This window comes from Bacteroides clarus YIT 12056 (assembly GCF_900129655.1).
In the GTDB taxonomy this organism is placed as follows: Bacteria; Bacteroidota; Bacteroidia; order Bacteroidales; family Bacteroidaceae; genus Bacteroides; species Bacteroides clarus.
The window spans coordinates 343,835-357,237 of the sequence record NZ_FQWK01000001.1 but is presented as its reverse complement, the minus strand read 5'-3'; the positions used below and the strand labels follow the sequence as shown (position 1 = coordinate 357,237).

13 protein-coding genes and 1 tRNA gene are annotated in these 13,403 nt (G+C 43.7%); 8 read left to right on the top strand and 6 right to left on the bottom strand.

Annotation, left to right across the window (positions count from 1 at the left end; all coding sequences use genetic code 11):
- Positions 1-13 precede the first annotated feature (13 nt).
- Positions 14-1,372: an MATE family efflux transporter gene (locus BUB52_RS01380; RefSeq protein ID WP_009123113.1), complete on the bottom strand. Its 1,359-nt coding sequence runs from the start codon at positions 1,370-1,372 to the stop codon at positions 14-16.
- 444 nt (positions 1,373-1,816) lie between these two features.
- Here BUB52_RS01380 and lysS point away from each other — a divergent pair, with 444 nt between their 5' ends.
- From lysS to BUB52_RS01345, 7 genes are all read left to right on the top strand, one after another.
- The gene (gene lysS / locus BUB52_RS01375) at positions 1,817-3,541 is read left to right on the top strand and encodes a lysine--tRNA ligase (protein WP_009123111.1); all 1,725 of its coding nucleotides are present in this window, start codon (positions 1,817-1,819) and stop codon (positions 3,539-3,541) included.
- 3 nt (positions 3,542-3,544) lie between these two features.
- Positions 3,545-4,540, top strand: a complete 996-nt coding sequence (locus BUB52_RS01370; protein WP_009123110.1) for an NAD(P)H-dependent glycerol-3-phosphate dehydrogenase — start codon at positions 3,545-3,547, stop codon at positions 4,538-4,540.
- A 53-nt stretch (positions 4,541-4,593) separates the two neighbouring features.
- Positions 4,594-5,931, top strand: a complete 1,338-nt coding sequence (locus BUB52_RS01365) for a glucose-6-phosphate isomerase (protein ID WP_009123109.1) — start codon at positions 4,594-4,596, stop codon at positions 5,929-5,931.
- A gap of 147 nt (positions 5,932-6,078) precedes the next feature.
- Positions 6,079-6,816 (top strand): inorganic diphosphatase, encoded by a 738-nt coding sequence (locus BUB52_RS01360; protein WP_009123108.1) that lies wholly within the window; start codon positions 6,079-6,081, stop codon positions 6,814-6,816.
- A 199-nt stretch (positions 6,817-7,015) separates the two neighbouring features.
- The gene (locus BUB52_RS01355) at positions 7,016-7,570 is read left to right on the top strand and encodes a hypothetical protein (protein WP_009123107.1); all 555 of its coding nucleotides are present in this window, start codon (positions 7,016-7,018) and stop codon (positions 7,568-7,570) included.
- Positions 7,571-7,591: 21 nt separating this feature from the next.
- A complete protein-coding gene (locus BUB52_RS01350) occupies positions 7,592-8,458 on the top strand; it encodes an outer membrane beta-barrel protein (protein ID WP_009123106.1) in 867 nt (288 codons plus the stop codon).
- 395 nt (positions 8,459-8,853) lie between these two features.
- Positions 8,854-9,567 carry a DUF4352 domain-containing protein gene (locus BUB52_RS01345; RefSeq protein WP_009123104.1) on the top strand — a complete coding sequence of 238 codons (714 nt, stop codon included), beginning with the start codon at positions 8,854-8,856 and terminating at the stop codon, positions 9,565-9,567.
- A gap of 329 nt (positions 9,568-9,896) precedes the next feature.
- Here BUB52_RS01345 and BUB52_RS01335 read toward each other — a convergent pair whose 3' ends face one another.
- The 5 genes from BUB52_RS01335 to BUB52_RS01315 all read right to left on the bottom strand — a co-directional run bounded on the left by BUB52_RS01335 (position 9,897) and on the right by BUB52_RS01315 (position 12,083).
- Entirely contained in the window at positions 9,897-10,238 is a 342-nt protein-coding gene (locus BUB52_RS01335) for a hypothetical protein (protein WP_009123102.1), read from the bottom strand.
- 13 nt (positions 10,239-10,251) lie between these two features.
- Positions 10,252-11,145 (bottom strand): IS1595 family transposase, encoded by an 894-nt coding sequence (locus BUB52_RS01330; RefSeq protein WP_009123101.1) that lies wholly within the window; start codon positions 11,143-11,145, stop codon positions 10,252-10,254.
- Positions 11,146-11,364: 219 nt separating this feature from the next.
- A complete protein-coding gene (locus BUB52_RS01325; RefSeq protein ID WP_009123100.1) occupies positions 11,365-11,637 on the bottom strand; it encodes a hypothetical protein in 273 nt (90 codons plus the stop codon).
- Positions 11,634-11,882 (bottom strand): hypothetical protein, encoded by a 249-nt coding sequence (locus BUB52_RS01320; RefSeq protein WP_009123099.1) that lies wholly within the window; start codon positions 11,880-11,882, stop codon positions 11,634-11,636. The genes BUB52_RS01325 and BUB52_RS01320 overlap by 4 nt, the downstream gene beginning before the upstream one ends.
- 128 nt (positions 11,883-12,010) lie before the next feature.
- Positions 12,011-12,083: transfer RNA gene (locus BUB52_RS01315), tRNA-Arg, on the bottom strand.
- A gap of 217 nt (positions 12,084-12,300) precedes the next feature.
- On the opposite strand from BUB52_RS01315, the gene asnA reads away from it, so the two are divergent.
- Entirely contained in the window at positions 12,301-13,338 is a 1,038-nt protein-coding gene (gene asnA, locus BUB52_RS01310) for an aspartate--ammonia ligase (protein ID WP_022218330.1), read from the top strand.
- The last annotated feature ends 65 nt before the right edge of the window (positions 13,339-13,403 follow it).

The following is a 13,403-nucleotide window of genomic DNA, read 5'->3' as shown; positions in this document are numbered from 1 at the left end:
GACGACAGGTTCCTCAGGCGCCTTGCGCCTGTGCCTTAAACTTACGGAACTGCCACGTCAGCATTGCCGCCGCTATCAGGCTGGCCAGCAAGTCGGAAATCGGCATGCTGTACCAAACGCCTGCCGCACCGAAAAAGCGAGGCAGAATTATCAGGCAAGGCAGTAACACCACCATCTGGCGGGTAAGGGAAAGAAATATTGCCTTACTCGCCATTCCTATGCTCTGGAAAAAGTTGGCCGTCACCATTTGAAAGCCGATGATGGGGAAAAACATCACTACAATGCGCAATCCCTTTGCCGAGAGGGCAATCAGTTCGGCATCCGACGTAAAGATGCTGACTACCAAATCGGAAAACAGCATACCCGCGACAAAGCCGAAAGTCGTTACCCCGGTCGCATAGATTATCGTCAGCTTCAGCGTCTTGGTGACACGGCCGTATTGTCCGGCTCCGAAATTATAACCCGCAATGGGCTGCATTCCCTGGTTCAATCCCATTACAATCATCACAACGATAAACACCAGCCGGTTGACAATACCGAAAGCGCCGATAGCCAAATCGCCGCCATACTTTTTCAGCCCCTGGTTGATAAGGATTACGATGAAACAGGCCGCCATATTCATCAGGAACGGCGACATACCGATAGCCAACGAATCAAAGACAATCTTACGCTTCAGGCGGAAAATACCGCGATGGAAATGCAGCAGCTCATCTTTATCGCTGAATATCCTGAGCTGCCATATCAACGATATAACCTGCGCCAGAATCGTAGCGACAGCCGCCCCGCGAATACCCCAGCCGAAGCCGTAGATAAATACCGGGTCGAGTATCGTATTGATAACCACCGTAGCGATAGTGGCATACATCGCCTTCTGCGGATGCCCCGAAGAGCGCAGCACCGCGTTCAGTCCCAGATAAAGATGCGTAATGGCGTTTCCGAGAAGGATAATCTGCATGTAGTCGCGCGCATATCCCACAGTCTCGTCGCTGCCGCCGAAAAAGTAAAGAATAGGGTCGAGGAACGCCATTACCACCACCGTAAAAGCCACCCCCAGCAGAATATTCAGTACAAACACGTTACCCAGCACCCGTTGAGCCGTATCATAGTCCTTCTGCCCCAATTTGACGGAAATCAGCGTAGCCGCTCCCACGCCCACCAGCGAACCGAAAGCCGCCGCAAGGTTCATCAGAGGGAAGGTCAGCGCCAATCCCGAAATAGCCATTGTACCTACACCATGACCGATGAAGATGCTGTCCACCATATTATATAAGGAAGACGCCGTCATGGCGATAATTGCCGGAACGGCATACTGCATCAATAATTTACCGATATTCTCCGTACCCAACGCTGTGGGTGTTTTTTGTCCTGCCATACTTTTTACCTGTTTTTCGAGGGCGCAAAGGTACTCAAAATTCGTCAGGTGAGCAAGTATCCCGCTTCGTCTTAAGGAAAAGGCACCCTCTCTCCTATCCGAAAAGCATCAGAGACAGGGATGAAGGAGCGCTCACCCCGGCTTTGAGTTTCATCTCCAGGTTAGAGATATACATCTTCAACCTGGGGATATCCATCTCTAGGTTGGAGATACACATCTTCAGCCTGAAGATAAAGTTCATTCCCTACCTTAGGCAGGCTTTCCGGCGGAGCCGGACTATCTTCTTCCCTACCCGAAGCTATCTTTTCCCAAGACTTTGCCTGATGAATACTTAACAGCCCGCCACAGCGCACACGGCCTCTGCGGTGAATAAATTCCCCTAAAGGTTCGGTATCTGAAAAATGTTTCGTATTTTTGTCCCCAAATTGAGTGAATTATAGCGAAATGAACGTATTAGAACTAAGTGAACAAGAAATCATTCGTCGCAACAGCATGAATGAACTTCGCGCGATGGGCATCGAACCCTATCCCGCAGCAGAGTATGTAACCAACGCTTTCTCTACCGATATCAAAAATGAATTTAAAGATGACGCCGAACCGCGTCACGTAGCCGTAGCCGGACGCATCATGAGCCGCCGTGTTATGGGGAAAGCGTCTTTCATCGAGTTACAGGACTCTAAAGGCCGTATCCAGGTATATATCACCCGCGACGACATCTGCCCGGGCGAAGACAAGGAAATGTATAATACCGTATTCAAACGCTTGCTCGATTTAGGCGACTTCATCGGCATCGAAGGCTTTGTATTCCGCACCCAAATGGGCGAAATCAGCATCCATGCCCAGAAGCTGACCGTTCTTGCCAAGAGCATCAAGCCGCTTCCTATCGTAAAATATAAGGACGGCGTGGCTTACGACTCGTTCGACGACCCGGAACTGCGTTACCGCCAGCGTTACGTAGACCTCATCGTGAACGACGGCGTCAAAGAAACATTCCTGAAGCGCGCCACAATCATCAAGACCATGCGTGCCGTACTGGACGAAGCCGGCTATACGGAAGTGGAAACACCGATTCTGCAATCCATCCCCGGCGGCGCAAGCGCACGTCCCTTCACAACTCACCACAACTCACTGGACATGGATCTCTACCTGCGTATCGCCACCGAGCTGTACCTGAAGAGACTCATCGTAGGCGGTTTTGAGGGTGTATACGAAATCGGAAAGAACTTCCGCAACGAGGGTATGGACAAAAACCACAACCCGGAATTCACCTGCGTAGAGCTGTACGTACAATATAAGGACTACAACTGGATGATGGGATTCACCGAGAAACTCCTCGAACGCATCTGTATCGCAGTAAACGGCGGCACAGAAACCACCATCGACGGAAAGACCATCAGCTTCAAGGCTCCTTACCGCCGTCTGCCCATCCTGGACGCCATCAAGGAAAAGACCGGTTACGACCTCAACGGCAAGAGCGAGGAAGAAATCCGTCAGGTGTGCCGCGAACTGAAAATGGAGATTGACGACACCATGGGCAAAGGCAAGCTGATAGACGAAATCTTCGGCGAATTCTGTGAAGGCACATTCATACAGCCTACTTTCATCACCGACTATCCGGTGGAAATGAGCCCGCTGACCAAAATGCACCGCAGCAAACCGGGACTGACCGAACGCTTCGAGCTGATGGTAAACGGCAAAGAGCTGGCCAACGCATACAGTGAGCTGAACGACCCCATCGACCAGGAAGAACGCTTCAAAGAGCAGTTGAAACTGAGTGAAAAGGGCGACGACGAGGCCATGTTCATCGACCAGGATTTCCTGAAAGCGCTGCAATACGGCATGCCTCCCACATCGGGTATCGGTATCGGCATCGACCGTCTGACCATGCTGATGACCGGACAGGCATTCATTCAGGAGGTATTATTCTTCCCGCAGATGCGTCCCGAAAAGGTTACCCCGAAAGACGCGCCGGCCAAATTTATGGAGTTGGGCATTCCGGAAGAATGGGTGGCGGTCATCCAGAAGGCCGGCTACAACCTGGTTAGTGACATGAAAGATGTAAACCCGCAAAAGTTGCATATGGACATTTGCGGCATCAACAAGAAATATAAATTGGAACTGGCGAATCCGACCGTGAAAGATGTGGAAGGTTGGGTTGAGAAAATCTAAGAAATGAAACTACCCGGTAAGATAGCCATTATGGGCGGAGGAAGTTGGGCCACTGCCATTGCTAAAATGGTATTGGCGCAAGAAGATACTATAAATTGGTATATGCGGCGTGACGACCGCATTGCCGATTTTAAGCGTCTCGGTCATAACCCTGCCTACCTGACGGGCGTCAAGTTTGATACCAAGCGTATCAATTTCAACTCAAACATCAACGATGTAGTCAAGGAATCGGATACACTTATCTTTGTGACTCCTTCTCCTTATCTGAAAGCTCACTTGAAGAAGCTGAAGACAAAAATCAAGGATAAATTCATTATTACAGCCATCAAGGGCATCGTACCCGATGATAACGTGATTGTATCGGAATACTTCACGAAAGAATACGGTGTACCGGCGGAGAACATTGCCGTACTGGCAGGCCCCTGCCATGCGGAGGAGGTTGCGCTCGAACGGCTTTCTTATCTTACGATAGCCTGTCCCGATATAGACAAGGCGGACAAGTTTTCCCGTCGCCTGGCCAGTTCATTCATCAAGACTTCCGTCAGCAACGACGTGGCCGGCATCGAATACGGTTCCGTGCTCAAAAACGTATATGCCATTGCCGCAGGGATTTGCAGCGGCTTGAAGTATGGCGACAATTTCCAGGCGGTACTCATGTCCAACGCCATCCAGGAGATGGACCGCTTCCTGCAAACCGTACATCCGCTGAACAGAAACATCAGTGATTCCGTTTATCTGGGTGACATGTTGGTGACGGGATACTCCAACTTCAGCCGTAACCGTACGTTCGGTACGATGATAGGCAAGGGATATTCCGTAAAAAGCGCCCAGATAGAGATGGAAATGATAGCCGAAGGTTATTACGGAACCAAATGTATCAAGGAAATCAACAAGCATTACCACGTGAATATGCCGATACTGGATGCTGTGTACAACATCTTGTATGAACGTATCTCACCGATGATTGAAATTAAGTTACTGACTGACTCTTTCCGGTAATACGGAAAAAGGAACAGGAAGGACGAAATACAGAATTTAAAACCTATAATATTATGATTAGTTTGAACATTGAAAAGACTCTTGGATTCATTTCCAAAGAAAACGTTTTCGCCTACGAAGCTCAAGTTAAGGCTGCACAAGAAGCATTGGAAAACGGTACCGGTAAAGGTAATGACTTTTTAGGCTGGCTGCACCTTCCCTCTTCTATTACAAAGGAGCACTTGGCAGACCTGAAAGCTACCGCGCAAGTATTGCGTGAAAATTGTGAAGTAGTGATTGTTGCCGGAATTGGCGGAAGCTACCTCGGTGCACGCGCCGTTATCGAGGCTTTGTCAAACAGTTTCACATGGTTGCAAGACAAGAAGTCCGGCCCGGTTATTCTGTATGCAGGACACAACATCGGTGAAGATTATCTGTACGAACTTACCGAATATCTGAAAGATAAGAAATTCGGTGTCATCAATATTTCCAAATCAGGAACTACTACCGAAACGGCTTTGGCTTTCCGCCTGCTGAAAAAGCAATGCGAAGACCAACGCGGCAAGGATATGGCAAAAAAAGTGATTGTTGCCGTTACAGACGCCAAGAAGGGTGCCGCACGTGTCACCGCAGACAATGAAGGCTACAAATCTTTCATTATTCCCGATAACGTAGGCGGTCGTTTCTCCGTACTCACTCCGGTAGGTTTGTTGCCCATCGCAGTAGCAGGATTTGACATCGAGAAGCTGGTAGCCGGCGCAGCAGCCATGGAAAAGACTTGCGGAAAGGATGTTCCGTTCGCGGAGAACCCGGCAGCCATCTATGCGGCTACCCGCAATGAGCTTTACAAAAACGGCAAGAAGATTGAAATCCTCGTAAACTTCAACCCCAAGCTGCACTACGTGAGCGAATGGTGGAAACAACTCTACGGTGAATCCGAAGGTAAAGAGAACAAGGGTATCTTCCCGGCATCCGTAGATTTCTCTACCGACCTGCACTCCATGGGACAATGGATTCAGGAAGGCGAACGTACCATTTACGAGACCGTCATCTCAGTAGAAAAGACCCAGTACTCCCTGCAAGTTCCTTCGGACGAAGCCAACCTCGACGGCCTGAACTTCCTCGCCGGCAAGCACGTAGACGAAGTGAACAAGATGGCAGAACTCGGCACGCAGCTGGCTCACGTAGACGGTGGCGTACCCAATATGCGCATCGTTATCCCCGTACTGAATGAGGAAAGTATCGGCGGATTGCTGTATTTCTTTGAAAAAGCATGCGGTATCAGCGGTTATCTCCTGGGCGTCAATCCATTCAACCAACCGGGTGTGGAAGCCTACAAGAAGAATATGTTCGCCTTATTAAACAAGCCGGGCTACGAAGAAGAATCCAAAGCAATTCAGGCAAGACTGTAATAAATTGAAAATCGGGAGTTGAGAATTGAGAAATAGCTGCGCACAAATAATCATGCGCAATGTCAAGAAGCTGTTTCTTTATTCTCAACTCTTGATTTACCCACCCCCCATTTCTCAATTCTCAATTCTTAATTCTCAATTTACCAAGTGTTCAAAGAATCAATTACCCGCTATTTGAAAAAACACGGATACGCTGATATCCGGCTGAAAGCCGTCCTTTTTGATATGGACGGTGTATTATTCAATTCCATGCCCTATCATGCGGATGCCTGGCATAAGGTGATGGAACGCCATGGTCTGCACCTGAGCAGAGAGGAAGCTTATATGCATGAAGGACGTACCGGAGCCGCCACAATAAATCTTGTATATCAGCGGCAGTACGGCAAAGACGCTACTCCTGACATGATAGAAAGTATCTATGCCGAGAAAAGCGAAGAATTCAACAAACACCCCGACCCTGAACGTATGCCCGGTTCCTGGGAGGTGCTGCAAAAAATAAAAGCGGAAGGATTGACTCCCGTATTGGTAACCGGTTCCGGCCAGCACTCTCTGTTAAACCGGTTGTCCCATAACTTTCCCGGTATGTTCCGGCGCGAACGTATGGTAACCGCTTTTGATGTGAAATACGGTAAGCCCAACCCCGAACCTTATCTTATGGGATTGGAAAAAGCAGGCGTAAAAGCCAACGAAGCCATTGTCATTGAGAATGCCCCTATCGGTGTACAGGCCGGAGTAGCAGCGGGTATATTTACGGTTGCCGTCAATACCGGCCCATTGGACGGGCAAGTGCTATTGGATGCCGGAGCCGATTTATTGTTTCCTTCCATGCAGGCTTTCTGTGATGATTGGGAAATAGTGCGGAAAGAGCTCGCGTCACAAGAATAATCATAAATATTATTTACTTTTTACATCGGCTTTACTTAAAGTTGATAAAGTCTTTATAGACCTAAAATACAGAAAAACAGATATTTAATTTTACACAAAAGATATTAATATTAAAATATTTTAGTTTTCATTTGGATGTTAGATAAAACAATAATAAATTTGCGCCGTCAATATTTATTAATTACTAACATTTAAAATTATGGACAAACTAACTAGAATTAAAACTTTAATCGCCTGTGCTATCGTAGCATTAGGGTTTTCATCTTGCTCAGAAGATCAAACTTCATTGTCTATTGACAATATCCAAGGGAAAGCTATCATCAAAGGAAGCTTCGTTTATGATGATAACAAAACCTCATCAAGCAGTACTGCGGTAAATACCGAAAAGCCCGTGATGAACACGACTGTTTATGTAATGATAAATAACTCTTCTTTTAACAACAACAGTTCCAGTTACGGAGGATATACCACTCTTGAAACAACAACGGATGCCCAAGGTAAATACGAAATCGAAATTCCCGCCGTTGAAAATGGAGTTACGGTTACTATTAAGGCCAAATCATTTGAGGCGCCGTATTATAAAATCAACTCTAACAGCGGTAGCGGCACTACCCAAAATTCTGTTATCGCCAAAGATGCCGTATATAGCTCACCGGAAATAATATTAAGCGACATAAAGCCTAATGATATTATCGCCGCAGGAAAGGCAACATATAACCATGAGGAATTAGATAAAACCGTCTTCAACTATTAATGCAGAATAAATAATAAACGCATGAAAAAGATATTATCCGTCTTTATAATCTGTTTGCTGCCATTAATGGGAGCAAATGCGCAGGAGAAGGCTGCCAAGCAGTATCTTCCGGAAGCAGGAGATTGGGCCATCGGCGTCAATGTAATCCCTTTGCTGAAGCACATCGGTGGTAATAACAACGATACATTCGGTGGTGGTTCGTCTTTTACAAAAGACAACAGTGACTTCAATTTAATACCGGATGTTTCTATTTTGGCCAAATACATGTTGACAGACAACATCGCACTGCGCGCCAACGTAGGTTTCATGTTCGGAGCCGACAAATACAGAGGTTATGTGCAAGATGACAAGGCTCTTTTGGACAATCCTCTGAGTGAAGATAAAATTATCGATGCCTGCCGTGTTAGCAACAACGGCATGAGCCTCAACCTGGGAATGGAATACCGCAAAGGTTCGAAGAGAGTACAGGGCGTGTTTGGAGCAGGTGTCCTTTTCGCCTTTCAGACACAGAAATACACTTACGAATGGGCCAATGAAATGACTACCGTCAACCAACAACCGAGTATTTCTCCTGAATTCAGCGGCAATGGTATATACTCAAACGGATACCGCCCCCTGGAAACAAAAGATAACGGTACTTTCTACACGGGACTTACCGGAAGTGTCGGCGTAGAATGGTTCGTTGCTCCTAAAATCTCTTTAGGCGCCGAGGTTAACGTAACAGCATATTATATGTTCGGGTCCCAGTCCTACCAAAAAACAGAAGGATATAACACCACACTCGGTAAAATCGAAGAAAGAACCGATTTAAGCAGCCCGGGCGACAGAGGTTTCCACATCGGAACAGAAAGCCTTGGCGGTGCCTTAAACATGACATTCTATTTCTAAACTAAGACTTATAATAATAGAAAACTCCCTTTGCACATGGCTGCAAAGGGAGTTTTTCGTGATTACATACAATTCACACCAAATATAAAAAATTAGATTTTAAGAACCAAATAGGCTGATTGTTTGGTTATTTTATATAAAGTAACTACATTTGTTTCGATAAAAATATTGATAGCATTAGCTATTGTTTTGAGGACTAAGAAAACGACCAAATTTCAAAACCAACCTTAAAAACATTAGTTAGTGCCTACGTTTTGGCGTGGGCATTACTCTTGGTATGGTTGGTGGGTGCTTGGTCGTACCTCTTAGTCAAAGGAGTAACCTCACGCCTTTTGCGTGTTTGAAACAATAGGTGCTATAAATACAAAACTATTATTCACCTAAAAATTCATGACATGGCAAATTTTGTGATTTTACTCTTGTTATTCGGTTCATTTATGACATTTATTGCTTTTACTGTTGGAATGTTTAGTCCTAAAACCGTTAAATGTCAAACTCGTGGAAAAGCCGCATTAATTTATCTCTCTGCATCAGTCGGATGTTTCTTTTGGGCATGTGCTGTTATTAGTATGACTACACCAAAATCTGACTCCATAGATGAGATAGACGAACAATATGCTATTGTTGCCGCAGAAATGGCAGATGCCGCAGCAAAAGATGAAGAATACATGCGGTCACAACAAATTACAAAATCAGCAAAAGAAATAGAATCTTCGATAGGAAAGCCTATAAAAGTAGGACATTTCATCTATACTGTACAAAACATTTCATTCCGCAAAAGCGTAGGGGATGAAATTCTGGAAGAAACAGCCGATGGAATTTATATGCTTGTCAACTTATCAATTAAAAATGTCAGCGAAGAAACTCGAACATTAGATGGTTCTTTTTTCGCTGTTACTGATAAAAAAGGAATTAAATATGAATTTTCCACAGATGCAGCCACAGCATTGGAAATGTCCGGCAGAAAGACACTCTTCCTAAAAGACTGTCAACCTAATATCACAACGAAAGGTGTGCTCATTTTTGAAGTTCCGCAAAAAAGCGAATACTATTTGCACTTAATTGGTAGCTTTTGGGGAGAACAATCAGTGAGGATATTGTTAAGATAAAAAGTAATGAATACGGGACTAAAGTTCCGTATTTTTATTTTTTAAACTTTACAAATGAGTGGTCTATGAAAAAGTCGATACTTTCCTTTGTTTTTAATTCCATTTCATGGAGAAATTCCTTGAACGCTTTTATAGGGATTTTCATGTCAGACAAGACTGTTTCTATTTGAAATAATGACAAGTCTCTTTCGCTCTCGTGTATTTTTTCAGTAAACCCTGTTTTTTCATTTTTCACTATGGTGTACGTTGGAGCATCTTCCACAACCGTATACCCTTGCGTCAATATAAAATCAATAAAAATCTCGGTGGGGTAACTGTCTGGAAGTCTATCAGAGAGTCTTTTGTGCTTTTGGGAGTTCGACATTTATTGTTACGATTATTGGTTCTTTAATTTTCGTGCTGTGTATCTTTTCAGTCAGACACACAAGTTCTTCATCCGCAAAGATAGGTGGTTTTGCTGAATTTTCAGATACTTCCCAACCGTAATCTTGCAAATTTTTATATGCAAGACGGTTTTCCAATAATTGAATTAACCATACTTTAGCAGATGCGATAGTTGCTTCCACTGTTTTTCCTTTTGACGCAAAATCATGGGTTGCCGCACAGTAGCTAAGAAAAAAATTCTCTTTGTCTGATTTAAACATCACAAGTTTTACTGAAACTGTTTCCATAAATTGATAGGTTTTATATGTCAGTTATTTTTCTATAACTAACACGAATTTGGTTTTTATCTATGATTTTATTAAACTTTGCTTTCAATGAATCATTTCGGGTATTATAATTAAACTGAAATTCTGCACAATATTTAGAAAGATGTTTTTTGCTTGGTCTATGGTAAGTTCCCATTATTAAACGCTTTAAATGTGACCATGCACCTTCAATCGTATTTGTGTAAACATTCCCTCTAACATATTCCTTACTTTTATGTTTCACCACACTATGCTTATAGTTCTTATCCAATTTGGTATAAGCCCACCACTCATCGCTCATAATATGGGAACCGCTTTTTATTCGTTTATAAATGATTGGTTCTAATGTTTTACGTTTAGTATTCTCTACTGGCATTATAGATAAACGCCCCCCACGTTGTACAACTCCAAATACTGGAGTCTTGTTCTCAGAACCACGACCACGCTTACCACGTTTGCGTCCTCCTATGTACGTTTCATCAACTTCAACTGTACCCCGAAGTTGATTCTCAGAACTACGATGCTCAAACATATATCGCACTTTTTGTAATAGGTAATATGCGCTTTTCTGCGTAGTTCCGATTATTTTAGCTAATTCAATAGAACTGATACCTTTCTTTGATAATGCTATTAAATAGTAGGTAAGAAACCATTTCTGTAACGGAATGTTTGAATTTTCATAAATAGTTCCCGTTCTCACCGAAAACTGTCTTTTACAATGCGCACACTTGAAAGTTCTCCTGTTTTTATAACGGTACACTTTTTGCGCATTGCCACAATGCGGGCAGACTGGAGTATTTCCCCATCTGCGTTTCTCAAAGTATTCCCTACATGCTTCTTCATCGGGAAACTGTTTGAAAAAGTAGAAAAGATTGTAATTTGCACTCATTTTTCACCGATTTTTATTTGAAGTTACGAAAAATCAATGAAAATTCCAAATATCTGAATAACAATATCTTAGTTATTTTTATAGCAATAACTAATAAACCAAAGTAGTATAAAGGTTTCTGAATCTCCTAATGAGCGCAATTTGGTGTAAGAATTGAATCCATAAACCTAAATACAGACTTTGGTTAAAAGAAAAAGAGCCTACTATAAAAGTAAGCCCTCAAATATTCTCCTTCATCCAATCAAGTATGTTACCTTGAATTTTATATGTAGCCCAAGCAGAATCTGTTATGTTTATCACAACTATTTTCCCCTTCCCTTCAATCGCGTCAGACAATTCATCCCTAACCTTTTTGGAAGAATGTGATGTTTTTATCATCCACACACGGGCGAACAACTTTGCCCAATTTGGATAACGCTTCAACCGAGAGCTTATTTTATTATAAGATTCTGTTGAATCATCTAATGTATATGTGACTAAAAATGTACTCATTCTTTTGATGCCTTAAAATAGTAACCGACAATAAAACCAAGAGGTCCAGATAAAACACCCGAAACGGTCACGAGCATATCCTTAAACTCATCAACCTTAAAGCATTTATATACCCCTACCGCAAAAACGATTAGAATAACTCCGAAGAATGCACAAACATATATCATTGCAATCCAACTTCGTGTATTCTCTTTAGGGTCGGAACTAACCTTTGAGCTTACCTCTGACTTATCATTCTCTGCCATATATTCGAATTTTATTTGCAAAAATAAGCAGAAAATCTCATCTATCAGTTATCTTTATTAAAATAACTAATTATACGCCTAATTTGTTTAGGTTATAATTGTATATAATTACGGAGTTTTTTATTTAGTGACCCCGGTGCGATTCAAACGCACGACCTTCAGAACCGGAATCTGACGCTCTATTCACTAAGCTACGGAGCCTTAATTCGGATGCAAAAGTAGAAAAAATCTCCGCATATTCCTAATCTTCACGCGTTTTTTCTATCTGTTTCACACAGAATGCTCTCGATATTATTTTGAGAGCAGCAAAGCAACATACACATACATTTTGTTATTTTTTCACTCAAAATAGAAGCAAGTATCAATATTATTCCTATCTTTGCCGAACAAATTAATAGAAGTTATAGAGATTAAACCTATGAGCTACCTGATAAAACCCGAAGGATATAAACCTTTATTGGACTTAAAACAAACGGAATTAGGTATTAAACAGATTAAAGAATTCTTCCAGTTGAACCTTTCTTCCGAGCTTCGCCTGCGTCGTGTCACCGCCCCTCTTTTTGTATTGAAAGGCATGGGTATCAACGATGATTTAAACGGTGTGGAACGGGCGGTATCTTTTCCCATCAAGGATTTAGGCGATGCGCAAGCAGAAGTGGTACATTCGCTTGCCAAGTGGAAACGTCTGACACTTGCCGAATACCATATAGAGCCGGGATACGGAATCTATACCGATATGAACGCCATCCGCGCGGACGAAGAATTAGGCAACTTACATTCTTTATATGTAGACCAATGGGATTGGGAGCGTGTTATCACCGAACAAGACCGTAATATAGACTTTCTGAAAGAGATAGTCACCCGTATTTATGCGGCGATGGTTCGTACAGAGTACATGGTATACGAAATGTATCCGCAAATCAAGCCTTGCCTGCCACAGAAACTGCACTTTATCCATGCGGAAGAACTCCGGCAGATGTATCCCAATCTAGAACCGAAATGCCGGGAGCATGCCATCGCCAAGAAGTTCGGAGCCGTATTCATCATCGGTATCGGTTGCAAACTGAGCGACGGTAAAAAACACGACGGACGCGCCCCGGACTATGATGACTACACAACTCCCGGCTTGAACGGCCTGCCCGGCCTAAACGGCGACTTACTGCTATGGGACGATGTGCTTCAGCGCAGTGTGGAATTATCCTCAATGGGTATCCGCGTAGACAAAGAAGCCCTCCAGCGTCAGCTCAAACAGGAAGGTGAAGAAAAACGTTTGGAACTCTACTTCCACAAACGCCTGATGGGAGACGCTCTGCCCCTGTCTATCGGCGGCGGTATCGGCCAGTCCCGGCTGTGTATGTTCTACTTGCGCAAAGCGCATATCGGAGAGATACAAGCCAGCATCTGGCCTGAAGACATGCGCGCGGAATGCAAGGCGCACAACATACATCTAATCTGAATATAGCCTGTAAACGATATAAAGTCCCGCAGAGTCTCAAAGGAAAAAGCAAAAACTCTGCGGGA

What these genes read in the sequence shown, in the direction of transcription:
- BUB52_RS01380 (WP_009123113.1), bottom strand. Translation starts at nt 1,372, where the DNA reads ATGGCAGGACAAAAAACACCCACAGCGTTGGGTACGGAGAATATCGGT.
- lysS (WP_009123111.1), top strand. Translation starts at nt 1,817, where the DNA reads ATGAACGTATTAGAACTAAGTGAACAAGAAATCATTCGTCGCAACAGC.
- BUB52_RS01370 (WP_009123110.1), top strand. Translation starts at nt 3,545, where the DNA reads ATGAAACTACCCGGTAAGATAGCCATTATGGGCGGAGGAAGTTGGGCC.
- BUB52_RS01365 (WP_009123109.1), top strand. Translation starts at nt 4,594, where the DNA reads ATGATTAGTTTGAACATTGAAAAGACTCTTGGATTCATTTCCAAAGAA.
- BUB52_RS01355 (WP_009123107.1), top strand. Translation starts at nt 7,016, where the DNA reads ATGGACAAACTAACTAGAATTAAAACTTTAATCGCCTGTGCTATCGTA.
- BUB52_RS01350 (WP_009123106.1), top strand. Translation starts at nt 7,592, where the DNA reads ATGAAAAAGATATTATCCGTCTTTATAATCTGTTTGCTGCCATTAATG.
- BUB52_RS01345 (WP_009123104.1), top strand. Translation starts at nt 8,854, where the DNA reads ATGGCAAATTTTGTGATTTTACTCTTGTTATTCGGTTCATTTATGACA.
- BUB52_RS01335 (WP_009123102.1), bottom strand. Translation starts at nt 10,238, where the DNA reads ATGGAAACAGTTTCAGTAAAACTTGTGATGTTTAAATCAGACAAAGAG.
- BUB52_RS01330 (WP_009123101.1), bottom strand. Translation starts at nt 11,145, where the DNA reads ATGAGTGCAAATTACAATCTTTTCTACTTTTTCAAACAGTTTCCCGAT.
- BUB52_RS01325 (WP_009123100.1), bottom strand. Translation starts at nt 11,637, where the DNA reads ATGAGTACATTTTTAGTCACATATACATTAGATGATTCAACAGAATCT.
- BUB52_RS01320 (WP_009123099.1), bottom strand. Translation starts at nt 11,882, where the DNA reads ATGGCAGAGAATGATAAGTCAGAGGTAAGCTCAAAGGTTAGTTCCGAC.
- asnA (WP_022218330.1), top strand. Translation starts at nt 12,301, where the DNA reads ATGAGCTACCTGATAAAACCCGAAGGATATAAACCTTTATTGGACTTA.